Genomic DNA, 25,583 nt, shown 5'->3' with positions numbered 1-25,583 from the left:
CCGCACCGGATAGCTCAGGCCATGTCGCGCGAGATCCGGACCGGGATCGACTTGGCGGCGGGCACCTTGCTGCCCTCCGCATAGTGCCATAGCGGAATCAATCCGTTGCATTCGGGGTAGTAGGCCGCAACGCTGTAGCGCGGAATGTCGAACGCCACTGCCTGGAGCCCGCCCAGCGAGCGCTCCACGCCGTCATCGGCCTCGGTCGAGAGCCGAACCGGCTCGCCCTGCTTGATGCCCAGATCAGCCATGTCGCTCGCGTTCATGAAGACGATCTGACGGCCTCCGGTGACGCCGCGAAACCGGTCGTCCTCGTTGTAAATGGTGGTGTTGAACTGGCCGTCGGCGCGCAAGGTCATCAGCTGATACACGCCATTGCCTTCCTCCGGAGGATTGAGCGCCGCCTTGGGCACGGTGAAGTTCGCCTTGCCGGTCGGCGTCTTCCATTTGCGTTCGCGGGCGCCAAGCGGCCGCGGAAAGCCGCCGGGCTCAAACAGGCGCTTGTTGAAGTCTTTGAACTGCTCGGGATAGGTCCGCTCGATCGCGTCTCTGACGCGCGCGTAGTCGCCCACCCAGGCATCCCAGTCGACGTGCGGATTTGGCTTCAGGGTGGCCTTGGCGAGACCGGCGACAATGGCTGGTTCGGACAACAGGGTCTCGGCGACGGGTTGGCGCTGCCCGCGCGAGCCGTGAATGCAGGTGGTGGAGTCCTCCATCGAGACCGCCTGATCTCCGCTGGCCTGCCGGTCGATTTCGATGCGGCCGAGGCACGGCAGCAGATAGGTCACCTCGCCTGCGACGATGTGGCTGCGATTGAGCTTGGTTGCGATCTGCACAGACAGCCGCAGCTTCGACCACGCCGGCTCCATCAGCGAACGTTCCGGGACGGCGCGCAGGAAGTTGCCGCCGAGACTGATGAAGCCCTTCACGTCGCCCTTGATGATGCCCTGGCAGGCATCCACCGTGCTGAGACCGTCCCATCGCGGCGGCTCGAAGGAATAGAGATCGGCCAGTTTGTCGAGTGGCACCAGCTTGGTCTTCTCGGAGATTCCCACGGTGCGCTGACCCTGCACGTTGGAATGGCCGCGGACAGGCGAGATGCCGGCCCCGGGCTTGCCGATATTGCCGCGCAACAGCAGGAGATTCACGATCATCTTGGCCGTCTCGACGCCGTGCCGATGCTGCGTAATTCCCATGCCGTAATTGGCGATCACGGCGTGCGAGTTCGCGTAGACCTTGGCAGCCTCCAGGATGGCGGCGCGCTCGAGGCCGGAGGACCGCTCGATGTCGCTCCACGACGCCTGCCGGCAGAAGGTCGCAAAGGCCTCGAAGCCAGACGTGTGCTGCTCGATGAAGGCGACATCCAGCACACGCGGGCTCTTCGTGGCGACCGCCGCGTCATCCGCCTCGATGACCGCCTTGCACAATCCGAGCAGCGTCGCCCCATCTCCGCCGACGCGCAATTGATGATATTGCGTGCTGATCCGCGTCCCGCCGGTCAGCACCATCTGAATCGGGTTCTGCGGATCGGTGAAGCGCTCCAGCCCCCGCTCACGCAGCGGGTTGAAGGTGATGATGGGTACGCCGCGTTGCGCCGCCCGCTGCAACGGATGCAGCATGCGCGGCGAGTTCGTCGTCGTGTTCTGGCCGAAGAAAAATATGCAATCCGCTTTGTCGAAATCCTCCAGCAGCACCGTGCCGACGGGCACGCCGATCACCTCAGGCAGCGCTACCGACGTCGACTCGTGGCACATGTTGGAGCTGTCGGGAAAATTGTTGGTGCCGTACATCCGGCCGAACAGCTGATACATGTAGCTCGTCTCGAGCGAGGCCCGGCCCGACGTGTACATCACGACCGACCGTGGATCGAGCCTGTTCAACTCCGCCCCGATGTCGCGGAAGGCCTCGTCCCAGCTCACGGCAACATAGCGATCCGCCGCAGCGTCGTAGCGCATGGGATGAGCGAGACGCCCCTGCTCTTCGAGCTGATGATCCGACCAGCCTCGCAACTCTGTCAGACTGTGCCGAGCAAAGAACTCCGGTCCGACGGTCTTGCCGGTGATTTCCCACGCGGTCGCCTTGGCGCCATTCTCGCAAAATTCGAACGGGTGCGGCTTTGCCGGCTTGGCCCAGGAGCAGCTGACGCACATGAAGCCGCCCGGCTTGTTCTGTTTCAGCAGGATCTCGCTGCCGAGCAGCGTCACCTCCTCCTGCGTGAGGATGCTCGCGACCGCGTGCACCGACCCCCAACCGCCAGCCGGAGATTTGTAGTCCTGGATTTTTGCCTTCTCGCTCACGACGCATCTCCGCGGCCTGGTCAAAAGCGGCAAACCCGGGATGAGCAGCGAAGTTCCGATTCCTCACTGAACCTTGCGAGGCTATCATCGAAGTCACGCGGGCGAAGGACCGAACATAGGAATTAGGAACGACCCAGCCCGCCGCGAGTCATGTCCGTGCCTCTGGCGGCGTTCCCCCATCTCGCTGGAGGCACTCCGTGTGGACTGCGGCCCAGCGTTCGACCCCTCGGGCGCTGGGCCTGTCCCTCCTGAGGTAGCCGGGATTTCTCCCGGCTTCCGATCTCAGCTTCAAGCCGCGCTGCGCTTGAGATGGCGGCCTTCCCTGACCTCCTCGATGATCTTGGCGCTGAAGGCTTCCAGATCGCCGGGATTGCGCGAGGTGATCACGCCTTGATCGACGACGACCTCCGCGTCCTGCCACTGCGCGCCGGCATTGGCAACGTCCGTCTTGATCGATTTGTACGACGTCATTTTGCGCCCCTTGGCGATGCCGGTCTCGATCAGGAGCCACGGCGCATGACAGACCGCCGCGACGATCTTCTTGGCTTCGAAGATCTCCTTGATGAACCGCAGCGCCTTCGGCTCGAGCCGCAACAGATCCGGATTGATCTGGCCGCCCGGCAGCACGACGGCGTCGTAGTCCGCAGCAGAAGCCTGGTCCAACGTCTTGTCGACCTTGACGGGCCGTCCCCAATCCTTCTCATTCCATCCCTTGATCTCGCCCAGCGCGAGCGAGACGATCTCGACGGTCGCGCCCGCCTGCTTGAGGCGATCGCGGGGCACTTCGAGCTCGGATTGCTCGAACCCGTTGGTTGCGAGGATCGCGATCTTCTTTCCCTTGATATCCATTGAACTCTCCTGGCCATTCGCACCGCGGGCAACCTCCCGCTGGCGGGCATGTTCCACCTGGAAAGCGCGAGGACCGTCACAAATGGTCAATCGCTTGACGCTCTCCCGGGGGTGGAACCAGCCCGCACGTGCCGCAGTTTGTTGGACGTCCCTGCCCTGAAATGGATGGGCGGCGTCGGGCGGCACGGCATCGCTGCGTCGGCGGATCGCAATCTGGAGGCGCTCGTGCCCTACGCATTGTTTGAGAATGACGAACAGATGACCCGCCCGTTTCGCACCGAGCGCGAGGTCTGGGAGGCCGCGGAACAGGCCGATCTCATCACGTTCGGCACGCATGGCGAGAAAATTCTGGACAACAATTTCGAGATCAAATCATGCGAGGCCACTCCGGAAGAGCTGACGGCCGTACCGCCGGACATCGTATTGCCCGAAGCTCACACGCCCCATGTTGGCGAGCGGCACGGGACCGCCGACCCACCTTTGCCCTCGCTGCCCAAGCCAAGGACGCGGACCTCCTCATGACCGGGCGCGGACCCGCCATGGCCGTCTCGGCGAGCTGAATACCGACGAGCAGCGGATCGCTCGACCTTGTCGCCGGAATGTCATGCGTGCCGGGCCCCTCTCTGCCTGGGAGGCAGCCTGCTCGCCTCTTCCAGCTTGAGCTGCTCGCGTTGTTGCCGCAGTCCCTCGAGCGTTCCCAACATCCGCTGCAACAGCGCTTCGGCCGCCGCCGCCGGCACGCCGGCCCGCCGCAGTTGCACGATTTCGCGACGCTGCCGCCCGACCTGAAGGCGCAGACGGTCGATTTCGGCTCGAACCAGATCGAGATCGCGCATGGAGCCCCCCTCAGACGATGATCATTACACCATAGAACAAAATAGGAACATTCTGCAAGCTGGCGCATTGAGCCCGCCAAGAACGGCAGAGCCCCATGGCTGAACGGCTGCAGAAAGAACCCGAGGACTGGGGTTCCGGAGCCGATCCGATGACCGATGCCCACGCGTCCTGCTTGAAGACGCTCAGCGAGCAGGCCGGTCGCCCTGCCCCCACGCAAGCGGAGATGACGAAGGCTGAAGCGTCCGAACTGATCGATGAGATGAGACGCGCCGCGAGGTTGGATTGAGCTGGCCAAGTTCAAGTCATCGAGACGATGATTCGGCAGATCGGTATTCCGATGTTGCCGATGCCGGGCCTAGGCTGTCGCGAATCAGAAATCGGTCGTTTAGTCTTCGCGGCATTTCGCGGGAGTCCACCATGGTTGCGGACAGTGACAGCAAGGTTGCCTGGCATCGCGCCCAGCTCAAAAAGAATCGTGCTGCCTTGAAGCAGATTGAGACGGCGCGGTTCACGGTGGGCGAGAGCGCCGATGCGAAGGCGCTCGAACACACCAAGCGGCAGGTCGCGGAACTCCAGCTCAAGATACGCGAGTCCGAGCACCTCATTGCCCAGCACGACAAACAGGTACGACGCCCGCTGGCGACCGACCTGAGAAGCCTCTCGAACGTCGCCTGGCGCAACTGGACCGGCAACGGCCCGCGCTGAGGACTCGCGCTGTCCTGCCCTTCAGTCGACGATTTTCTGATGCTCGGCTCCAGTCTCTTGCAGAACCGTGGACACATTCGACGGCTCTGATCTGTCAACCGCCGGCGCCCAGCGCTTCAGCCGCTCATCGCTTCGGCTGAGGGCATCGAGGTCGATGCGTCCTTGCGCCAGAGCCTCCTTGGCGCAGGCCAGCACGCGATGAAACTGGGTGCCGTCATAGGCCACCAGCAACAGGTCGGCACCGCCGTTCAGAGCCTCCACGACAGCTTTGCAGAGATCGCGGCCGTAGATCGCCCCCATCACGAGATCATCCGTCACAATCACACCCTGATAGTTCCAGCGGCCGCGAATGAGTCCCTCGAGCACGGCTTTGGAATGTGAGGCAGGCCGCTCCGGATCGACCGCATCGACCGTCACGTGACCGACCATCATCGCCGCGTGCGAGCCCTGCAGCACCTGTCGAAATGGCCTCCAATCCGACCGTTCCAGGACATCTGCCGGTGTGCCGAGCTGTGCCGAGAAATGATGCGTATCGGCTGCGACGCGCCCCAGACCAGGGAAATGCTTGACGGCCGCGCGGACACCGCTAGCTTCCAGGCCACGGACGTAGCCGAGCGCAATGTCGCCAACCACCGCGGGATCGTTGGAGATCGCGCGGCGGCCGATCAAGGTGTGAAAGTCCAGTCGATTGCGTGTCCAGCTCGGGCGAAGGTCGACGACAGGCGCCAGGTTGAAGGTGATGCCGGCAGCCGCGAGCGCCTCACCTTGGGCGCGCCCCATCGCGAACGCATCCTGCGCGCGCCGCGAGGCCGGCAGATCGGCCAGCGTGGCGAGGCCGGGCATGTTCGGCAGTGTCGGAGACAGGTGCGCGACGGAGCCTCCCTCCTGATCCGCCGCGACCAGCAGGAACGGCAGCCCGGCACTCCGGCGCGCGTCCTGCAACCGCGCGATCTCGGCACGGAGTTGCGGCTCGGTCCGGCCACGGACGTTGTGGTGAGTGACGTAGACTCCCGCGATCAACCCCTGCCGCGCCAACGCGGCTGCGTCGCCCACGGCCGTGTAGCCGACGATGAAATGCCGGCCGAGCAGACGCGCCACGTCCGGGGGCGTGCGGAACGTCTCGTACTTGCGCCAGGCAAACATGAACTGCGTCGACGTCAGCATGATCAGCGGAACGCACCATGCCAGCACGAGCGCGCGTCCGGCGGCCCCCTGCCGCCACCGGCCGCCGAGCATCAGCAGCAGCGGGACAGCAAGCCCGATGAGGAGCAGGGCCGCATGGCCGCTGCCCCGCAGCCGAACCAGATAGGGCTCGTTGCTGTTCAGCGTGACGAAAATGAAGAGCAGAGCAAGGATCCAGAGAACCGCGGTCCTGATACGTCCAAGCATGTGTGTAGCCGATCATCCCAGGGGAAAGACGGCCATTGCGTAACAATCACGTTTCGCCCGCGCCAGCAGCAGAATCGCGTCTGCACGAAATCTGCAAACAAATCCTGAAATGCTGCAGATCCCCTCGTGAGCCGCTGCATGGGCAGGCGTCATGCTGGGCTCATCGGTTTGTGCCTCCCGGCCCGAGCGATGACCCGAACCAAGGATTCCTCCATGACCACCCTCACCGAGCCGACGGCTGCGACCGTCGCGCCCGATTCCATGTGGCTCAAATTCGCCCTCGCTACAGGCCTCGTCGGCCTCGCCGACCCGTTGCTCTACGACGGCCGGCCGATCGGCCTGGCGTTTCCGCTGTTTTTCGCCGCGCTTGCCGCGGCCAGCGTTCTTGCCAACCTTGCCAAGACCACTCGAGGCCGTCTGGTCGGAGCCGCAGTTCTCTTCTTTGCCGGCCTGGCTCCCGCCATCGAGGACCTGAACCTGCTTTCCTTTCCTGTCCTGCTGCTCACGACGCTGTCGGCTGTCACGCTGGCGACCAACCGATCCGCGCGCGGCTTCCGGCTTCCGTTGACCGGCGCGCGGCAATTGCTCCTGATCGGACCGTTTCGGCTGATACCGGATGCGATCGTGACGCTCCGCACGAACACGGTGATGCGAACCCTCCTTGTCTGGAGCATCCCGCTGGCACTCGGCTGCGTGTTCCTGGCTCTGTTCGCGGTAGCCAATCCGGTCATTGAGCGCTGGTTCGCCGTCCTCAGTCCCGAGCACGTCGCCTCCCAACTCACGATGGGGCGCGCGATCTTCTGGCTCGTCACGTTGTCCATGGTCTGGCCGTTCATCAATCTTCGCTGGCGCGAGCGGACCAAGACTCCGAGCCCGCCGATCGAAGGCGAGCCCGATCAGCCGTCACTCCTGGCGACCGTGCTCGGCCCTGAGACGGTGCTTCGGGCGCTGATCCTGTTCAACATCCTGTTTGCTCTCCAGACGGCGCTCGACGGCGCCTATCTGTGGGGGCATGCCGCGCTTCCGGACGGCATGACCTATGCGGCCTATGCGCACCGGGGCGCCTATCCCTTGATCGTCACGGCGCTGCTCGCGGCGGCCTTCGTCATCGTCGCCGTCCGCTCCGAGACCACGGCAAACGAGTCGCGATTGGTCCGGCCGCTGGTCTATCTCTGGGTGGCACAGAACGTGATGCTGGTCGTATCCTCGATCCAACGGCTTCATATGTATATCGAGACTTATGCTCTGACCTATTGGCGGATCGCGGCCTTGATATGGATGATCCTGGTTGCGATCGGCCTGATCCTCATCGTGCTCAGGATCGCTCTCGCCAAGTCCAACGCGTGGCTCGTCCGCATGAACATGCTGGTGCTCTCGGCGACCATTTACGGCTGTGCACTGATCAATTTCGACCGGCCGATCGCAGACTTCAATGTCTCCCATAGTCGTGAGGCGGGGCAGAGCGGCCCTCTCATCGACGGCTCCTATCTCGTCTGGCTCGGGCCAGAGGCGCTGCCGGCCATCGAGCGGGCGATGCTGTTGCGACCGACGGACCGGGGACTGGCGAGCGACCGCGATCGGCTCCTCGCGCAACAGCAAAGCAGCATGGCGTCCTGGCGATCCTGGAGTTTTCGCGGCTGGCGCCTGCAGCGCTATCTCGATACACATCCCGTGTCGCAGAAACCAAGCTGATGCCTCGCCGCGGAGGAAAGCACGTGTCTCCCCGAATCCTCATCGTCGACGACGACCCGCATATCCGCGAGGTCCTGCGCGTGGCCTTGAGCAAGGCCGGCATGGCGGTGAAGGAAGCCGCCGACGGCCGCGCCGCGCTGGCCAGGTTCGCCGAAGACCGTCCGGACCTGATCGTGCTCGACGTCGGCATGCCGGAGTACGACGGCCTCGAGGTCTGCCGGCGGATTCGCCGGACCTCGCAGGTGCCGATCCTGTTCCTGTCGGCGCGCGACGAGGAGATCGACCGTATTCTCGGGCTCGAGATCGGCGGCGACGACTACGTGACCAAGCCGTTCAGTCCGCGCGAGCTCGTCGCCCGCGTCAACGTCATTCTCCGCAGGGTCTCATCCGGTGGGGCGGATCGTGCGCCCGAACCGGAGGAGCTGGCGCATGGCAGGCTTCGTCTCGACCCGCAGCAGCATCTGGCGCGCTTCGGCGACGCGCCGCTGACACTTACCGCCCTGGAATTCAGCATCCTGCGCACGCTGATGACGCGCCCTGCCGTCGTGTTCAGCCGCGAGCAGATCATGAGCGCCGCCTATCAGCTCAACATCCAGGTTTCCGACCGCACCATCGACAGCCACATCCGCAACATCAGGGCCAAGCTGGCAGCCGCGCATTGCGAGGACGCCATCGAGACGGTGCATGGCGTCGGCTTCCGGCTCGGCCGCTGCGGCGCCCCATGATCGCGCCCAAGCCCAAGGCAAAATGGCGGCCGTCGCTGGGACAGATCGTCTTCGGCGTTCTGGCGCTGGTCGGCACCTTGCCGCTGGTCGGGCTGTTCTTCTTTCGCATCTATGACAACCAGCTGATCCGCCAGACCCAGGCGGAGCTGATCGCGCAGAGCCGCGTGCTGGCGGCGGTCTTTGCCGAGGAGGTTTCCGCGCGCCTTGCCGCCGGCGTGCCGCTCGGCGCCGAGATCCCGCCCGAGTCACGTCCGGATGCCTCCGACGAGGTGACGCCGATTCGCCCCCTGCTCGATCTCCTGGCCAACGATCTGTTCGTCCGCCGGCCCGACGCACGCGATGCGGTCCATCCTGCGGATCCGGCCTACGTCGCGATCGGCGCGCGCCTGCTGCCGATCGTCAGGGAGACGCAGAAGGTCACCTTGGCCGGGTATCGCGTGCTCGATCCCCAGGGCGTCGTGATCGCCGGCCGCGACGAGATGGGCAAATCCCTCGCCCATATCGACGAGGTGGCCGCCGCCCTGAAGGGACGCTACAGCGCCGCGCTCCGCATCCGCATTCCCGACAAGGCCCCACCACCGATCTATTCGATCAGCCGCGGCGTCGGCGTCCATGTGTTCTCGGCCATGCCCGTGATCGTCGACGATCACGTCGCCGGGGTCATCTATACCTCGCGCACGCCGCGCAACATCTTCGAGCATCTCTATCAGGAGCGCGGCAAGTTCATCGCGGCCGGCTCCACCATTGTCCTCACGACGCTGCTGGTCGGCCTCATCGTGGCGCGCACGATCACGCGCCCGATGCGCGAGCTGGTCGATCGCGCCGGCCGGATCGGACGCAACGATCCCGCAGGCTTCCGTCCGCTCGCCCATTACGGCACCCGCGACTTCGCGGAGCTCGCCGAGCACTTCTTCGCCATGGCCGAGCAACTGGCGCAACGCTCCAACTACATCAGGAGCTTTTCCGCGCATCTGACCCACGAACTCAAATCACCGCTCACCTCGATCAAGGGCGCAGCCGAGCTGCTGCTCGACTCTCTGGCCAGCCCTTCTGAGACCTTGACGCACGCCGAGCAGGAGACGTTCCTCTCCAACATCCTTGGCGACGCCGACCGCCTCGCGGCACTGGCCCAGCGCTTGCGCGAGCTGGCACGGGCGGAGACGGTGTCGGCGGTCGAGGCCGGTAGCATCGCCGAGGCCGTCGGCACGCTGCGATCGCGTTTCCCGTCGGTTGTCATCGAGACATCAGGGCCGGTCGAACGTAGCACGACATTACCGAACGAAACCGTGCTCATCGTGCTCACGCATCTCGTCGACAACGCCGTCCGGCATGGCGCCCGGCGCATCCGCCTCGAGGCCGAGGAGAGCAAGGAGATGCTGATCGTCATCGCCAGCAATGACGGCGATCCGATCTCGCCTGACAACCGCGACCGCATCTTCGACGCCTTCTTCACGACCCGGCGCGACAGCGGCGGTACCGGCATGGGGCTGGCGATCGTGCGCGCCATCATGGCAAACCATGGCGGCGAGATCTCGCTGCGGCCAGGCGAGACCTGCGTCGCGTTCGTGCTGCGGCTACCGATCGAATGCAGTCGCGGGACGCCGACTTAAGATAGCGTGCTCTCTGCGGCGCCACGTCAAAGTTGCTTCCGGTCGCTCAATCGCCGCCGGCAATCCCCACCACATTCAGGGCCTTGTCGACGAAGGTCTTCTCCCATTCGTTCGTATACGAGCAATGTATGCCACGGTGCCGCCGGCTGCATGGGCCGCACGAGAATGCCGCAGAACTGCATGGCAATTCGCAAATGACTTGGACCCGCGATCCGCGTAATCTTCGCCCCGATTGCACCATCGGCCAGCGTCCCGCTTGGCCTTCGGGAGACCTTGATGAATTCGAGCCGTTTCGAGATCAGCCGCCGGACCGCCCTCCTGACCTCCGCTGCCATCGCAGCGAACGTGGTCAATCCATTCCGCGCCTTCGCCCAGGAGACGCCGCGCAAGGGTGGCGTGTTCAACGTTCACTACGGCGCCGAGCAGCGCCAGCTCAATCCGAGCCTCCAGGCTTCGACCGGTGTCTACATCATCGGCGGCAAGATCCAGGAGAACCTCGTCGACCTCGACGCCAAGGGGCAGCCGGTCGGCGTGCTGGCCGAGAGCTGGGAGGCGACGCCGGGCGGCAAGACCGTCACTTTCAAGCTGCGCAAGGGCATCACCTGGCATGACGGCAAGCCGTTCACGTCGGAGGACGTTGCCTTCACCGCGATGAACATGTGGAAGAAGATCCTCAACTACGGATCGACCCTGCAGTTGTTCCTGACTGCGGTCGACACGCCAGATCCGCAAACTGCGATCTTCCGCTACGAGCGGCCGATGCCGCTCAACCTGCTGCTGCGCGCCCTGCCCGATCTCGGCTACGTCTCGGCCAAGCACATCTACGAGAGCGGCGACATCAGGCAGAACCCCGCCAACCTCGCCCCCATCGGCACTGGTCCGTTCAAATTCGTGAAGTACGAGCGCGGCCAGTATATCATCGCCGAGCGCAATGCCGACTACTGGCGGCCGAACGCACCCTATCTCGACCGCATCGTGTGGAAGGTGATTACCGACCGTGCCGCGGCGGCGGCGCAGATGGAGGCTGGCGAGCTGCACTACAGCCCGTTCTCGGGCCTAACGATCTCCGACATGGCGCGGCTCGGCAAGGACAAGCGTTTCATCGTGTCCACCAAGGGCAATGAGGGCAACGCGCGCACCAACACGCTCGAGTTCAACGTCCGCCGCAAGGAGCTGGCGGACGTGAAGGTCCGCCGTGCCATCGCGCATGCGATCAACGTTCCCTTCTTCATCGAGAACTTCCTCGGCGATTTCGCCAAGCTGGGCACCGGTCCGATCCCGTCGACCTCGACCGACTTCTACCCCGGCGCCAATACGCCGCAATATCCCTACGACAAGGCCAAGGCGGCGGCGCTCCTGGACGAAGCCGGCTACAAGCCCGGCGCCGGCGGAACCCGCTTCTCGCTGCGGCTGCTGCCTGCGCCGTGGGGTGAGGACATCTCGCTGTGGTCGACCTTCCTTCAGCAATCGCTGGGCGAGGTCGGCATCGCGATCGAGATCGTGCGCAACGATGGCGGCGGCTTTCTCAAGCAGGTCTATGACGAGCACGCCTTCGATCTCGCGACCGGCTGGCACCAGTACCGCAACGACCCCGCGGTTTCGACCACGGTCTGGTATCGCTCCGGCCAGCCCAAGGGCGCGCCGTGGACCAATCAGTGGGGTTGGGACGATCCCAAGATCGACAAGATCATCGATGACGCGGCGACCGAGGTCGATCCGGCCAAGCGCAAGGCGCTCTATGCCGATTTCGTGCGCGAGGCCAATACCGAGCTGCCGGTGTGGATGCCGATCGAGCAGATCTTCGTCACCGTGATCACGGCCAAGGCGCGCAACCACTCGAACACGCCGCGCTGGGGATCGTCGAGCTGGCACGATCTGTGGCTTTCCGCCTGAGCCGGAATCCGTCAGGATGAGGCCATGCGCATCTTGAGCCTTGCGGGGCGGCGGCTCGCCGCCTCGATCCCCACCCTGTTCCTGATCCTGATCGGCGTCTTCCTGCTGCTGCAACTCGCGCCCGGCGATACCGTCGACGCGATGATGGCGCAGATGGGCGGCGGCGATGCCGCCACCGCTCGCGAGTTGCGTCGCTTCTATGGACTGGACCTGTCGGTCCCGATGCAGCTCGCCAATTATCTGTGGCGGCTGGTGCGTCTCGATCTCGGGTTCTCCGCGATCTACGGCAAGCCCGTCGCTTCCGTGATCCTGGAGCGGCTGCCACCGACGCTGCTGCTGATGACATCGGCGCTGTCCTTTGCCTTCTTCTTCGGTCTTGTTTTCGGGGTGATCGCCGCGCGCGGCGTCAACCGCTGGCCGGATACGCTGATCTCCACGGTGGGCCTGATCTTCTATGCCACCCCGTCGTTCTGGTTCGGACTGATGGCCATCGTCGTGTTCTCGATCTACCTGCAGTGGCTGCCCGCCGGCGGCTTCGAGGATATCGGCGCGGTCACGACCGGCGTCTGGCGCGTGCTCGATATCGCACGACACTTGGTGTTGCCGTCCTTGACACTCGGCCTGATCTTCCTCGCCATCTATCTCCGCATCATGCGCGCCTCCATGCTCGAGGTCCTGAACCTCGATTTCGTCCGCACCGCGCGCGCCAAGGGCCTCGACGAGACCCGCATCGTCACCCGCCACGTGCTGCGCAACGCGCTGCTGCCGATGGTGACGCTGATCGGACTCCAGGCCGGCACGATGCTCGGCGGCTCCGTGGTGGTCGAGACGGTGTTCTCGCTGCCCGGCCTCGGACGTCTCGCTTATGAGTCGGTCGTCCAGCGCGACCTCAACACCCTGCTCGGCATCGTCTTCGTCTCGGCGCTGCTCGTGATCGCCGTCAACTTCGTGACCGATCTGCTTTACGCGCGGCTCGATCCGCGCATCACGGCGGAGAGCTAGCGCATGGACGCGGTCAAACGCTATTTCCGCAGTCCCGCTGCCGTCCTGGGCCTCGTGCTCCTGCTGATCGTCATCGGCATGGCGCTCAGCGCCGGCTATTTCTATCCACGCGATCCGCTCGCGCTCGCCGGCCGGCCCCTGATCTGGCCGCTCGCCAATCCGCGCTTCCTGCTCGGCACCGACAATTCCGGCCGCGACATCGCCGCCCAGATCTTCTACGGCGCCCGCATCTCGCTCCTGATCGGCGGCGTCGCCACGCTCATTGCCGTGGCGATCGGCGTGTTGGTCGGTGCGCTCGCGGGCTACTACGGCGGCTGGGTCGACAACATCCTGATGCGCATCACCGAAGCCTTCCAGACGCTGCCGAACTTCGTCCTGCTGCTGGTCCTGGTCGCGGTGTTCGGCTCGACTTTGACGACGGTGACGATTGCCGTCGGCATCGTCTCCTGGCCGGCACCGGCCCGGCTGACACGGGCGGAGTTCCTGTCGCTGCGCAGCCGCGAATTCGTCCAGGCCGGCCGCACCCTTGGCATGCGCGACACCCAGCTGATCCTGCGCGAGATCCTGCCGAACGCGCTGCCGCCGGTGATCGTCTATGCCGGTGTCGTGATGGCGGTCGCGATCCTCTTGGAGAGCGCGCTCGCCTTCCTACGGCTGTCCGACGCCAATGTCGCCTCCTGGGGCAACCTGATCGGGCTCGGGCGCGACGTGCTGCGCGTGCAGTGGTACGTCTCCGCGATCCCGGGCGTCGCCATTCTCGTCACTGTGCTCGCGGTGTCGCTGGTCGGCCAGGGGCTCAATGACGCACTGAATCCCCGGCTGAAACAGCGATGAGTCCCGCACAGCCCATTCTGACCGTCGACCGCCTCAGCGTGCGTTTGCCGAAGGGCGCCGACCGCACGCATGCGATCTCCGAGGTCTCGCTTTCGGTCGCCGAGAACGAAATCGTCTGCATCGTCGGAGAATCCGGCTCCGGCAAGTCGATGATGGCCAATGCCATCATGCGGCTGCTGCCCGACGGTGTGGGCACCGACGGCGGACGCATCCTGTTTGCCGGGCGCGATCTCTGCACCGCCACGGCGGCAGAGATGCGCAGCATGCGTGGCGCCGAGGTCGCGATGGTGTTCCAGGAGCCGATGACCGCGCTCAATCCGTTGCGCACGATCGGCGACCAGATCGGCGAGGTGCTGGACATCCATACCGATCTGTCGAAAGCCGAGATCAAATCGCGCGTGCTGTCGCTCCTGTCCGACGTCAACATTCCCGATCCGCCGCGCGCGGCGAAGGCCTATCCGCACGAGCTGTCCGGCGGCCAGCGCCAGCGCGCCATGATCGCCATGGCCTTGGCGCTTGATCCGAAGCTGCTGATCGCCGACGAGCCGACGACGGCGCTCGACGTCACGACGCAGGCCCAGATCCTCAAGCTCATCCGAGAGCTGCAGCAGCGGCGCAGGACGGCGGTGCTGTTCATCACGCATGACTTCGGGGTCGTCGCCGAGATCGCCGACCGCGTCGTCGTGATGCAGCATGGCAGCGTCGTCGAACAGGGCGCGGCGGCGGATGTCCTGCAACGGCCGCAGCATGACTACACCAGGCAACTGATCGCTGCGGTGCCACCCGTGGCGGCCCCTCCGGCACGCAGATTATCGGACCAGATGATCCTCGCCATCTCCGGTATCTCGAAGACCTATCGCACCGGCGGCTTCCTCGGCCGCGGCGAGCGCACTACCCATGCAATCAGGGACGTTTCGCTTTCACTGCCGAAGGGGGCAACGCTCGGCATCGTCGGCGAGTCCGGCTCCGGCAAATCCACCCTCGCCCGCTGCATCATTCGCCTGATCGATCCCGACACAGGAACGATCCTGCTCGACGGCGAGGACTGGGCACGCCTCTCGCGCAGCGAGGTCAGAAACAGAACCCAGCAGATGCAGATGGTGTTTCAGGACCCGTTCGCCTCGTTGAATCCGCGGCGCAAGGCGGTCGAGCTGGTGGCGCAGGGACCGATCGTGCACGGCACCGCGCGAGCGCAGGCGCTGACCGAGGCGCGCGAGCTGTTCAGCCTGGTGGGGCTCGACCCGTCCGCCGCCGACCGCTTTCCGCATGAGTTCTCCGGAGGTCAGCGCCAGCGCATCGGGCTTGCGCGCGCGCTGGCGCTGAAGCCCAAGGTGCTGGTCGCGGACGAGCCGGTGTCCGCGCTCGACGTCTCCGTTCAGGCGCAGGTGTTGAAGCTGCTGACCAGCCTGCGCGAACGGCTCGACCTGTCGATCATCTTCATCACGCACGACCTGCGGGTCGCAGCCCAGATCTGCGATCTGGTCGCGGTCATGAAGGACGGCGTCGTCGTCGAGCATGGGCCCACGCACGACGTGTTCGGCAACCCGCAGCATGCCTATACGCAGGCGCTGCTGGAGGCCATTCCGGGCGGCGACTTCGCCCGGACCCAACATCCCACGTCTTAGCTGATCTCACGCGCGTCGCGGTACCGGTACAGGAGCAGCATCAGTGGCGCGAACGGACGCAGCAGCGCGTGCGCCGGAATGGTGACCGGCTCCGTGAACGGCAGCGCCAGCTCGTTCGCCGGCACGCCGCGCACCGCCTTCGCTAGCTCCGCACCGAGGGGGATCGTGAGCGCGACCGCCCGGCCGTTGCAGCCGGTCCAGCCATAGGCGTCCGGGCCGAGGCGGTGAATCCGCGGCATGTAGTCCGTGGTCATGCCGACATAGCCATTCCAGACATAGTCGAACCGGACCTCGCCGATCTGCGGCCACAGGCGCTGCAGGCGCTCGGCGACCCTCGCCTTCAGCCGCTCGGCCCTGTTGCCGGGACCGATCACGGCGCCGCCCGTCACCAGGCGGTTGCGCGCATCGTAGCGGGCGAAATAGAGCTCGCCATGAGTATCGGACATCGCCTGCCGCGCCGGGATGATGGTCTTCCGCACATTGTCCGACAGCGGCTGCGTCGCCATCTGCCAGGACAGCACCGGCATCACCTCATGCGCGATCTCGGGTGCGAGAGCCTTGGAGAACTCGCCGCTATAGGCATTGCTCGCCAGCACCAGCGCGCGCGCCGACACCTCGCCTTGCGCGGTGCGGACGATCCAGCGATTCCCGCGCCGCTCGAAATCGATCACCGGCGAGCGCGCATAGATGCGGCCCCCAAGGCTCAGCACGGTTCGCGCCAACCCGCGCGCGAGCGCCAGCGGATTGATGTGACCGCCGGTCCTGTTCCAGAAGCCCCCATGCCATGCATCCGAGCCGAGCATGTCGCGCGTCTGGTCGCGTGACAGCAGCTCGACTTCCGCGCCGAACTTCGACCACTGCTTGAACCTGCGCTCGGCGATCTTGATGCGGCCGGGCGTATGCACCGGCTGGACCCAGCCGGCCTGCTCATGCTCGGCGTCGATGCCGTAGCGCCTGACGGTCTCGAACAGCGCCGAGGCACTGTCGCGCAGCATCGCAACGAAGCGCTCGCCGGCGGCGCCGTGACGGGCGATGAGATCCTCGGGATCCGGGCGCGACAGTGTCGGGATCACCTGGCCGTTGTTCCGACCCGAGGCGCCCCAGCCCGGCTCCATGGCTTCGACGATCGCGACATCGACACCGGCCTCGCGTAGATGCAGCGCCGTCGACAATCCGGTGAAGCCGCCGCCGATGATCACGACATCGGCCTGCACACTGCCCTGAAGCTCGGACAGGTCAGGTCCAGACGGGGTCTGCGCAGCCCACAAGGACGGCGGCCATTGAACGTTTTCCATCGTCATGCTCATCGTGAACAGCTCATCCCTGCTGATCAACCGCCCTCCAGGAAGACGGTCTTGCCTTGCGCCGAGCGCCCATCCGCGCCGGTTGCGGCGCATAGGTCGATTGGGCATAGTTCGGCCGCCAATATGCCAACTTCGCTGCAAGGAGACAAACGCGTGGCCCTCAAGAATGTCATCGGTATCGATCACGCGGTCGTCGTGGTGAAGGATCTCGACGCCGCGGCGGAGACCTGGAGGCGGCTGGGCTTCACGCTGTCTCCGCGCGGCACGCACAGCGCCAAGATGGGGTCCGGCAATTACACCATCATGCTCGATCCTGATTACATCGAGCTGCTCGGCATCCTCGCCGAGACCGACCACAACGTTCCGACCCGCAATTTCCTCGCCCAGCGCGGCGAAGGCATCGAGCGCATCGCCTTCACCGCGATCGACTCGGCGGCCGGCGCCGAGGAAATCCGCGCGAGGGGTTTTGAGCCGATTGGCCCGATCGATTTCGAGCGCCCGGTGCCCCTGCCCGACGGCTCCATCTCGGCAGCGAAATTCCGCGTGTTTCAATGGCCGGTCGTGGAGGCTCCGGGCGGCCTGCGCATCTTCGCCTGCCAGCACAAGACGCGCGAAACAGTCTGGATTCCTGAATTGATGCGCCATGCCAACGCCGCCAAGCAGCTGAAGCAGGCCCTGATCGTGACGCCGGATCCGACCAAGGACGCAACCCATCTGTCGCGCCTGATCGATCGCGACGGGCGAGCCGAGGCCGACGGCGCCGTGACCGTGACCTCGGGCGGCGATCGCGCCGATTTCGTGTTCTTGACCCGGGAGCAGCTCGCAGCGCGTTATCCCGGCGTGTCGCTCGCCGGCCTGCCGGAGCGCGGCGGCGCCGGCCTGGTGCTGGCTTCACATGATCTCGCAACGACGGAAAAGGCGCTTGGCGCGGCGGCGGTGCGCAGCGGCGCGAGCCTCGTTGTTCCGCCGGCGTCAGCGACGGGCACCCTGCTCAGCTTCGTGGCCGGCTAGACTTTCGCGAGGCGGCCACGGGCCGTGGCTGCCTCGATGTCATTCGGCCGGCTGGAACATCGCCGGCCGGCCGCGCTGGCTGTCGAGCCATCCGGCGAGACGATCCATGAGTCCGCCGCGGGTCTCCGAAGGTTGCGCCGACGACACGAACGGATCGCAATGACACTTCGCGCCGGCCGCGCGTGACATCTTCGCGACCGCCTCAGTCATGGCCGGCGCGCCGCAGGTATAGACGACGTCGTTGGGCGTGAGCTCCGGCATGTGTTCGGTCGGCCGGCCGCTGCGAATCGCGGGCGAGACGTTCTGCGGCTCCGACACGATCGGAATGATCTTCACGTTCGGGAAGCGCGCCAGGCGGCACAACGCCTGATGCATGTAGAACGACTGCAAGGTGCGCGACACGACGATGAAGACAATCTCGCGCTTGGGGTTCTCGGTGATGGCGGCGACAGCGATCGCCCACATCGGCGCGAAGCCGGTGCCGCTCGCCACCAGGATGATTCGGCCGCGATGCTTCTGCCGGAAGAACGCGGTGCCCAACGGCGCCGTCAGCTTGACGCGATGGCCGACCTGGATGTCGCGGCCGAGCGCCGAGGATACCAGGCCATCCTTCAGGATGCGGATGTGCAGATACAGCAGATGGCTGTCGGGTGCGCCAACCATCGGATAGGTCGGGCTGTAGCAGCGGGTCGGAAAACCGCGGTACTGCACCTTGGCGTATTGTCCGGGGAAGAATCGCAGCGGCTTCGGCATCTCGAGGGTGACGCCGACGACGTCGGGCGCGAGCCGCACGAGATCGCCCACCTCGCAATTCATCGTCACCGTATCCGGCACGGGCTCGGTGATGATCTTGAGGTCGGACACGACACGCGCCTGGCACGCATGCGCCATGTCGCCTTCCATCCCGCCGAACAGCTTGCCGTCGACGACCGTTACCTTGCAGGAGCCGCAGATTCCGCTGCGGCAGTCATGGGGCAGATCCACGCCACTGTTGATGGCGCCGTCGAGCAGGATATCGCCCACATTCGCGTAGAACGTTTCCCTGTTGTACTGGATTTTGCAAATCTTACCCATCACTGCACCTCAAGTCGCATCGGCCGGATCTGCCTCGTATGTCGGATCTGGGTGTGGTCGAACGCAGCGACTCGCATGAAGACACCGTTCTTGATCGGGACGTCGTACTTGCTTTTCGTGTCCATTTTGCGGGCAATTTCGAGCGTCCAGTGGCCCGCGGCCCAACGCGCTGCGCAACGGATGTCCGCGCGATCGCCGGTGAACTCGCCGCTGACGAGCACACCGGGCACGACGGTCCCGATCGGCGTCTGGGCATCCGCCTCGGCCGAATACGGCACCGATTCGGCCTCGGTCATGAACCAGCGTGCGCCTTCGCTCTCGCCGATGTTCGGATCGAGATTGATCTCGCCCATCGCCGCGGTCATCGCGGCGACGTCCTTCGGAAGGCGCTTCGGTCTCACGCCCCGATTCCCCAGTCTTGCGGCCTCCCTGTCGATCACGAAATTGTCGGAATAGTTCGCGGTCCCCGGATCCGGTGCGAACCCGCCCTTGTAGGGCGTGAGTCCCTTGACCTGATCCGGCGTGGGTTCTGCAGGCGGACCGAAATGATCATCATCCATCCATCCGGTCGGGCCGCCGCTCGTCGCCTTCCACAGCCAGGCGTCGGCATAGAGATTCGGCGCCGGCGTGTAGTGGATGCCGCGACCCGACAGCGTCGGCGGCTTGTCCGGCATCGGCTGCGAGCTCATGTGAAAGGTTCGGTCCGCGGCCAGGGTGATCGGCAGCGTCGTGAACAACAGCGAGAACTTGTCCTCGTTGAAGTCGTTCTCGTCGCCCTTGTCGAATCCGTTCTGCAGCAGATGCCAGCCGTCGGCCTTCTTGATCAGCGGCAACTGCTTCAGCGACCGCGTCGGGTCCTCCCAGATGACGAGGAAATACACCCACGTGCCGTCATGCGCGGCCTTGATCCAGACGCGCGATTCGCCGGTACCGTCGAAATTGTCGCCCTGGTTGGTCGTCACCATGTGCGGCTGGATGTTGCGCCAGACACGATCCGACGAATCGCCGTCAAGCGTCGGCGCATCCGATGTCGCGATTCGGTACACCGTGACGGTGTCCTCGGCGTAGTAGTCGGCGGCGAACATCGCCGAGCCGATCACAATGGCTGCGGCGATCGCGACCATGAACGGGTTGGACTGGAAGCTCGGATTGCGGCGACGGGAGTTGCCCTTGGCAGGTGCCGGCGGCGGACGCATGCGGCCTGGCGGCACCCGCGGCTCCGAACGTGCCCGCAGCGGCTCCTCCATGCGCCGCGGCGCCGGCATCGGCTCACGCGCTGCAGGCCGCGCGGCCGGCGCGGGCCGCTTCGGAGGCGCCTCCGCCTCCTCCAGCTTTTCCGACTGCTCGACCAGCATCGTGAGCAGTTCGACGGGATCGAGCTTCGGCGGCGGCGGCGGCAAGGGCGCCGGCCGGAACACGCGATAGAGCTGCATCTTTCCGCCGATGCTGAAATGAACCAGGACGTGCAGCACCACGAAGGCCGGGATCACCCAGGTCGCGTACCAGTGGATCATCATGGTGACGTAGCCGGAGGCCACGCCGAAGAAGAGCATGCCTCCGGTGACGATCAGGATCGCCATGGAGATGAAAAGCACCCAGTGCAGCATCACACTGATCGAGCCCAGCCGCGCCGGCCGGCGGCCGAGCAGGCCCTTGAAGCGCATCTTGTCGATGGTGACGCGGCGACCGAGCCCCGACTTCGAGATATAGATCATGTAGGCGACGGCGACGCTCGCGAGCACGACCCCAGCCGGCATGTGCCAGGTCCAGGTCCGGTGCCGGGGCAGCAGCCAGTCGAGATTGTTGGCGATCCACGCGTGTCCAGGCGCTTCGGTCGCCATGCGAAGCCCCGTCAAGAACGCGATCACAGTGGCCCCAACCAGGGTCCAGTGCAGGATGATCGTTCCATAGTCGGTCTTGCGGATCTTCATGCGTGCGCCTCCAGAGCTGCGCGCACGCGATCGGCGCGATTTACCGCCGACCTGGCGACCGTATTTCGTCTCAGCGGACCGATCCGGCGCAGGATGATGAAGTATTCACTCCTGCGGGCCGCCCCTCGACCCGAATCCATTCCCGCATCACGCGTCTCGATGGTGATGTCGTTCAGCAACTTTGTCGTCCCCCGGATACGCTTTACTAAGTGAGCAACTTCGTCCGACTTCGGCGTTACGGCGCCGTTCTGCACCCAATCGTTGCCCCGCTACGCTTGAGCGTGACCGGTTGGATCACGCCTATGGTTGATCAACTGCCGTGGCCCGAGCCGGTGACGAGTTGCTCGGATTGCACGCGGACTGATCTGCTTGGTCCTCCCTGGAGCTGATGTTGATCTCGTGCGCCCGATGCTTGACGGGTCACTGGTTCCACAGCGGCCGCACGTTCGATGATAGAACACATCGTCGGCCGCCATGCCTGGCCGAGCTGATTGCACGTCCTGGATTGGTGCGCGGGGCCGCATGTCCTCGTGTTGCCGCCGCCATCATGATCGTTCTCCGCACCATCATCGAATACCGCATGATCGAGATGACAACGCCTGTGCGTTGCACCGCAGGAAGATTTATTCGGCTTCGTGGCGTCATTCGGCCCGGACCGCGACCAATGAGTACGGAACCAAGGTGATAGACGGACGAATGTGTGACACGCGTCGCGTGCCGATGGCTGTTATCACGCTGCAACCATCGACGATCGCGGACAGATTTCGCACAGACCCGATCGCTCCGAACGACGCCACAACTTTTCAGAGCCGACCCGGCGCATTGCGTCTCGCGCCGGTCGTGTGCCCGCGACGCTGCGACGGAATTGCCCACATGTCCAATTGTTGCCGGAAAATCGTCGGTATCGACTGTCAATAGCGCGGAGTGAAGCACTGTGTTTTGGGAGACGCGCCTGGATGAGTCTGGCTCAAGAGCGCCCGAGAACGAAAGCCGCGGCTGCCCTCAACGACCTTCTCTCGGGAAGCGACGATCCGGTGACGCGCGGGTTGCGCCAGGCTGTGAAGCGCATGGCCGGCATCGGCGTGTTCAGCGGCGTCATCAACATCCTGATGCTCTCGGGCTCGGTTTATATGATGCAGGTCAATGATCGCGTCGTTCCGAGCAAAAATCTCGCCACGCTCGTCGGCCTGTCGGTGATGATTCTGGCCGTCTATCTGATTCAGGGTTATTTCGACGCGTTGCGCACCCGCATGCTGTGCCGGGTGGCGACCGTGTTCGACGCGAGCCTGCAGGACGCGATTCATCACGCTCTGGCCACCCTGCCCCTGCGCGGCACAAAGCCGATGCTGATGCAGCAGCCGCTGCGCGATCTCGACCAGCTCCGCGCCTTCATGTCGAGCATGGGACCGACCGCCTTTCTCGACATGCCGTGGATACCGATCTTCCTGATCGGGATGTTCCTGTTTCATCCGCTGATCGGCATCACGGCCGTCATCGGCACGGTCGGAATCATCTCGATGACGCTGGTGACCGACCGGTTGTCGCGTCAGGCCAGCAAATCCGCCAGCGATACGAGCGCCGCGCGGCAGGTCCTCGCCGATGCCACCCAGCGCAATGCCGAGGTGATTCGCGCGCTCGGAATGCTCGATCGCTTCTCGGCACGCTGGAACGCCGTCAACGAGCGCTATCTGAAGGACAATATTCGCGCCAGCGATGTCTACGCCAATCTCGGGGCCGCCGCGAAAGTGCTGCGCTTCATCCTGCAGTCGGGCATGCTCGGTATCGGCGCGGCGCTCGTCGTCTCCGAACAGGCGTCCGGCGGCGTGATGATGGCCTCGTCGATCCTGATGGGCCGCGCGCTCGCCCCGATCGAGATCGCACTTGGCAGCTGGAAACAGCTGGTCGCCGCGCGCCAGGGCATCGCGCGTTTGCGTGATATCTGCAAGGCCACGGCCAGGCCGGAAGCGCCGCCGGTCGCGTTGCCCCGCCCATTCCGCGAGCTGACCGTACAGGAGCTGACGGTCACCGCGCCGGGCACCGATCGGCCGATCGTTCAAAACGTGTCGTTCTCGATCAAGGCAGGCACGGGTCTGGCGCTGCTCGGCGCGAGTGCCTCCGGGAAGACCTCGCTCTCGAAGGCGCTGGTCGGCATCTGGCCTGCACAGCATGGATCCGTCCGCCTCGACGGCGCAGCGCTCGACCAATGGAGCAACGAGGATCTCGGCCGCCATATCGGCTACCTGCCACAGGACGTTGCCCTGTTCGATGGCAGCATCGCCGACAACATCTGCCGCTTCGACGAGAATGCGAGCTCGGATGCGATCCTGAAGGCGGCGCAGATCGCCGGCGTGCACGACATCATCCTGCGGCTGCCGGAGGGCTATTCGACGCGAATCGGCCAAGGCGGCATGTCGCTGTCGGCCGGTCAGCGGCAGCGCGTCGGTCTGGCCCGCGCGGTGTATGGCGATCCGTTTCTCATCGTCCTCGACGAGCCGAATGCCAATCTGGACACCGACGGGGAGAACGCGCTCAGCCGCGCCATTCAGATCATGCGGCAGCAGAACCAGAGCATCGTGATCGTGATTTCGCACCGTCCCAGCGCGCTGAATGCGCTCAACATGGCGCTGGTGCTGTACGAGGGCAAGGCGATCGCATTCGGTCCCTGCCAGGAGATCTTTGCCCGAGTCGCCGGGGCCAACAAGGCCGCGGGACCTGCCGTCGCGCATGCCCCCGCTCCGCCCAGGGTTGCTGCTCCCGCAGCGGCGCCAAATCCGAACGCCCGCTCGCTTCGTCGCGCCGCCCCAGCAGAAAGCGCTTGATCAATGAAACACATCAACGACTTCAGGCCGTTCGACGACGACGACTATGTACGACCGAAGACTCGCGCGGTCGGTCCGCAGGGCGACGCATTGATCCTCGAGCTGCAGCGGCTGCAGGGCGCATTCGACGACGGCTCCGACGAGGACCCGCGACAACGCCGCGGTGCACGTGACGGCGGCAAGAAGCGCCGGCGTCCGCCGCCGTCGCAGGGCAGGCCGAAGCCGCGCTCGAAGAAAAAGGGCAGCACCATGGGCCGCGCCCTCGGTGCGTCGCTGTCGCTGTTCGGTCTCGGTGCCCAGGCGCCCCGGGCACGCCGCGGTGAAGGCATCCGCGAGATGGACTGGCAGCAGCCCGCACCGATGCGTGGCTACGAGCCGGAGCTATCGCCGCCGCCGCGCCATCCGCCTGCACGCATGGCGGGCGGCAATTCGGCGCCCGTGCTCGACCTGCAGGATGCGCGGCGCGACGGCAATTTCGGCGTCGGTGCGCCGCGACCGATGGGACAGCAGAACCTCCCTGCCCGCCTGGCGCATGCGCCCGTCGTTCCGCAAACCCGTGTCGGCCGCCTGGTCGGCACCGCCGGCACGGCCTTGACCACCGGCATGACCTTCATTGCGACGCAAGGAACGGCGGCTGATCTCGACGACGGCTCGGACGAATCGCTGGTGCCGCGCGTCAGCCGCATGTTCGAGAACGAGCTGCGTCTCGGCTTGCGGGTGCTGCTCGTCGCCGGCGTTCTCGGCGGCGGCTGGCTGACCCTCGTGCCGCTCGCCGGCGCGATCGTGGTCCCCGGCAATCTCGTGGTGCAATCCAACGTGAAGGCCATTCAGCATCCGACAGGCGGCATTGTCGCGGAAATCAAGGTCGACAACGGCAAGCGCGTTGCGGCGGGTGATCTGCTCGTGCGGCTCGACGCCACGCAGAGCCAAGCCCAGCTCCAGGCGATCACCAAGCAATTGAACGAGCAGCGCGCGAAGATTGCACGGCTCTCGGCCGAGCGTGACGGTCTCGATCAGCCGGACTATCCGTCCACTCTGACCTCACGTCAGGACGATCCGAATGTCCGCACCGTGATCGCGTCGGAGAACGCGCTGTTCAAGGCCCGTGCCACGACCCGCAAGAGCCAGAAGGAGCTGCTGCAGGGCCGCATCGTCCAGCTGAACAACGAGATCAGCGGCATGGAGTCCCAGCTCGAATCCAAGAACAAGCAGATCGAGTTGATCAAGGGCGAGCTGGCCGGCGTGCAGGAGCTCTATGACAAGCGGCTCGTTCCACTGACGCGACTGACCACGCTGCAGCGGGAAGCCGCTCGAATCGACGGTGAACGCGGCCAATTGGTGTCCAGCGTGGCGGAGACGAGGTCCAAGATCAGCGAAGCCGAGCTCCAGACCGTCAAGATCGATCAGGATTTCCGCAGCGAGGTGGTCAAGGATCTCAGCGAGTCACAGGCCAAGGAAGGCGATCTGGTCGAGAAGGGCGTCGCCGCGCGCGACCAGCTCGATCGCATCGAGATGCGCGCGCCGAACTCCGGCACCATCCACCAGCTCGCGATCCACACCATCGGCGGCGTCATCAAGCCGGGTGAGACCGTCATGGAGCTGGTCCCCGATTCGGACGAACTGCAGGTCGAAGGGCACGTCCAGCCCAAGGACATCGATCACGTCCACACCGGGCAGGATGCGATGGTCCACTTCAACGCCTTCAACCAGCGCACCACGCCGAAATTGAGCGGCCAAGTCTCGTTCGTGTCGCCTGACATCACCAATGACCCAAGAACCGGCTCTACCTTCTACACGGTCAGGATCACGCTGTCCGACGAGGAGCGCAAGCGGCTCGGCAACGTCAACCTGATGCCCGGCATGCAGGCCGAAGTCTACGTTCAAACCGGCAGCCGGACGATGCTCAGCTATCTGATGAAGCCGGTTCTCGATCAGTGGCGCCGCGCCTTCGTGGAGTAACAAGACCGAACAGCCGCGGTCGGCGCC

General features: G+C 65.1%; 21 protein-coding genes. 13 read left to right on the top strand and 8 right to left on the bottom strand.

The genetic code is table 11. The annotated features are described in order from the left end of the window. Positions 1–14: 14 nt before the first annotated feature. A complete protein-coding gene (locus QW845_RS01465) occupies positions 15–2,297 on the bottom strand; it encodes an FdhF/YdeP family oxidoreductase (RefSeq protein WP_315799895.1) in 2,283 nt (760 codons plus the stop codon). Between the two features lie 288 nt (positions 2,298–2,585). Further along, positions 2,586–3,146: a type 1 glutamine amidotransferase domain-containing protein gene (locus QW845_RS01460; protein WP_315799894.1), complete on the bottom strand. Its 561-nt coding sequence runs from the start codon at positions 3,144–3,146 to the stop codon at positions 2,586–2,588. Between the two features lie 141 nt (positions 3,147–3,287). Between QW845_RS01460 and QW845_RS01455 the strand changes: the two genes are divergently transcribed. Beyond that, positions 3,288–3,668, top strand: coding sequence for a hypothetical protein (locus QW845_RS01455; RefSeq protein WP_315799893.1), 381 nt, complete (start codon positions 3,288–3,290; stop codon positions 3,666–3,668). 80 nt (positions 3,669–3,748) lie between these two features. Here the strand turns inward: QW845_RS01455 and QW845_RS01450 are convergent, their stop codons facing one another. Beyond that, positions 3,749–3,982 (bottom strand): hypothetical protein, encoded by a 234-nt coding sequence (locus QW845_RS01450; protein WP_315799892.1) that lies wholly within the window; start codon positions 3,980–3,982, stop codon positions 3,749–3,751. A 95-nt stretch (positions 3,983–4,077) separates the two neighbouring features. Between QW845_RS01450 and QW845_RS01445 the strand changes: the two genes are divergently transcribed. Both QW845_RS01445 and QW845_RS01440 read left to right on the top strand, forming a co-directional pair. Beyond that, the gene (locus QW845_RS01445; RefSeq protein ID WP_315799891.1) at positions 4,078–4,269 is read left to right on the top strand and encodes a DUF3072 domain-containing protein; all 192 of its coding nucleotides are present in this window, start codon (positions 4,078–4,080) and stop codon (positions 4,267–4,269) included. A 131-nt stretch (positions 4,270–4,400) separates the two neighbouring features. Further along, positions 4,401–4,688: a hypothetical protein gene (locus tag QW845_RS01440; protein WP_315799890.1), complete on the top strand. Its 288-nt coding sequence runs from the start codon at positions 4,401–4,403 to the stop codon at positions 4,686–4,688. Between the two features lie 21 nt (positions 4,689–4,709). Here QW845_RS01440 and QW845_RS01435 read toward each other — a convergent pair whose 3' ends face one another. Beyond that, complete coding sequence (locus QW845_RS01435) at positions 4,710–6,077, bottom strand: glycoside hydrolase family 3 N-terminal domain-containing protein (protein WP_315799889.1); 1,368 nt, start codon at positions 6,075–6,077, stop codon at positions 4,710–4,712. A 213-nt stretch (positions 6,078–6,290) separates the two neighbouring features. Between QW845_RS01435 and QW845_RS01430 the strand changes: the two genes are divergently transcribed. The 7 genes from QW845_RS01430 (at position 6,291) to QW845_RS01400 (ending at position 15,458) form a co-directional block, all read left to right on the top strand. Further along, positions 6,291–7,769: a DUF4173 domain-containing protein gene (locus QW845_RS01430; protein WP_315799888.1), complete on the top strand. Its 1,479-nt coding sequence runs from the start codon at positions 6,291–6,293 to the stop codon at positions 7,767–7,769. A gap of 23 nt (positions 7,770–7,792) precedes the next feature. Continuing rightward, complete coding sequence (locus QW845_RS01425; protein WP_315799887.1) at positions 7,793–8,494, top strand: response regulator transcription factor; 702 nt, start codon at positions 7,793–7,795, stop codon at positions 8,492–8,494. Continuing rightward, positions 8,491–10,104 (top strand): ATP-binding protein, encoded by a 1,614-nt coding sequence (locus QW845_RS01420; protein ID WP_315799886.1) that lies wholly within the window; start codon positions 8,491–8,493, stop codon positions 10,102–10,104. Before QW845_RS01425 ends, QW845_RS01420 begins: the two co-directional genes overlap by 4 nt. 276 nt (positions 10,105–10,380) lie before the next feature. Beyond that, on the top strand, positions 10,381–11,997 hold the full coding sequence (locus tag QW845_RS01415) for an ABC transporter substrate-binding protein (RefSeq protein ID WP_315799885.1): 1,617 nt from the start codon (positions 10,381–10,383) through the stop codon (positions 11,995–11,997). A gap of 24 nt (positions 11,998–12,021) precedes the next feature. Then, positions 12,022–12,999: an ABC transporter permease gene (locus QW845_RS01410; RefSeq protein ID WP_315799884.1), complete on the top strand. Its 978-nt coding sequence runs from the start codon at positions 12,022–12,024 to the stop codon at positions 12,997–12,999. 3 nt (positions 13,000–13,002) lie between these two features. Next, positions 13,003–13,833 carry an ABC transporter permease gene (locus QW845_RS01405; RefSeq protein ID WP_315799883.1) on the top strand — a complete coding sequence of 277 codons (831 nt, stop codon included), beginning with the start codon at positions 13,003–13,005 and terminating at the stop codon, positions 13,831–13,833. Continuing rightward, complete coding sequence (locus tag QW845_RS01400; protein ID WP_315799882.1) at positions 13,830–15,458, top strand: ABC transporter ATP-binding protein; 1,629 nt, start codon at positions 13,830–13,832, stop codon at positions 15,456–15,458. The genes QW845_RS01405 and QW845_RS01400 overlap by 4 nt, the downstream gene beginning before the upstream one ends. Here QW845_RS01400 and QW845_RS01395 read toward each other — a convergent pair. Beyond that, positions 15,455–16,765, bottom strand: coding sequence for an FAD-dependent oxidoreductase (locus QW845_RS01395; RefSeq protein ID WP_315799881.1), 1,311 nt, complete (start codon positions 16,763–16,765; stop codon positions 15,455–15,457). The two genes, QW845_RS01400 and QW845_RS01395, sit on opposite strands and share 4 nt — an antisense overlap. 150 nt (positions 16,766–16,915) lie before the next feature. On the opposite strand from QW845_RS01395, the gene QW845_RS01390 reads away from it, so the two are divergent. Next, the gene (locus QW845_RS01390; RefSeq protein WP_315799880.1) at positions 16,916–17,773 is read left to right on the top strand and encodes a VOC family protein; all 858 of its coding nucleotides are present in this window, start codon (positions 16,916–16,918) and stop codon (positions 17,771–17,773) included. 39 nt (positions 17,774–17,812) lie between these two features. Here the strand turns inward: QW845_RS01390 and QW845_RS01385 are convergent, their stop codons facing one another. Genes QW845_RS01385 through QW845_RS01375 form a run of 3 tightly spaced genes read right to left on the bottom strand, consistent with a single transcriptional unit; the run spans position 17,813 to position 20,957 of the window. Continuing rightward, positions 17,813–18,847 carry a 2Fe-2S iron-sulfur cluster-binding protein gene (locus QW845_RS01385; protein ID WP_315799879.1) on the bottom strand — a complete coding sequence of 345 codons (1,035 nt, stop codon included), beginning with the start codon at positions 18,845–18,847 and terminating at the stop codon, positions 17,813–17,815. After that, positions 18,847–20,778: an ethylbenzene dehydrogenase-related protein gene (locus QW845_RS01380; protein ID WP_315799878.1), complete on the bottom strand. Its 1,932-nt coding sequence runs from the start codon at positions 20,776–20,778 to the stop codon at positions 18,847–18,849. The genes QW845_RS01385 and QW845_RS01380 overlap by 1 nt, the downstream gene beginning before the upstream one ends. Further along, positions 20,775–20,957 (bottom strand): hypothetical protein, encoded by a 183-nt coding sequence (locus QW845_RS01375; RefSeq protein WP_315799877.1) that lies wholly within the window; start codon positions 20,955–20,957, stop codon positions 20,775–20,777. The genes QW845_RS01380 and QW845_RS01375 overlap by 4 nt, the downstream gene beginning before the upstream one ends. Before the next feature lie 777 nt (positions 20,958–21,734). Here QW845_RS01375 and QW845_RS01370 point away from each other — a divergent pair. Then, a complete protein-coding gene (locus tag QW845_RS01370) occupies positions 21,735–23,597 on the top strand; it encodes a type I secretion system permease/ATPase (protein ID WP_315799876.1) in 1,863 nt (620 codons plus the stop codon). Between the two features lie 3 nt (positions 23,598–23,600). After that, on the top strand, positions 23,601–25,556 hold the full coding sequence (locus tag QW845_RS01365; protein ID WP_315799875.1) for an HlyD family type I secretion periplasmic adaptor subunit: 1,956 nt from the start codon (positions 23,601–23,603) through the stop codon (positions 25,554–25,556). The last annotated feature ends 27 nt before the right edge of the window (positions 25,557–25,583 follow it).

Origin of the sequence: Bradyrhizobium sp. SZCCHNS3002 (assembly GCF_032377435.1) — a bacterium.
GTDB lineage: Bacteria > Pseudomonadota > Alphaproteobacteria > Rhizobiales > Xanthobacteraceae > Bradyrhizobium.
This window is presented reverse-complemented; position numbering and strand designations above follow the sequence as displayed.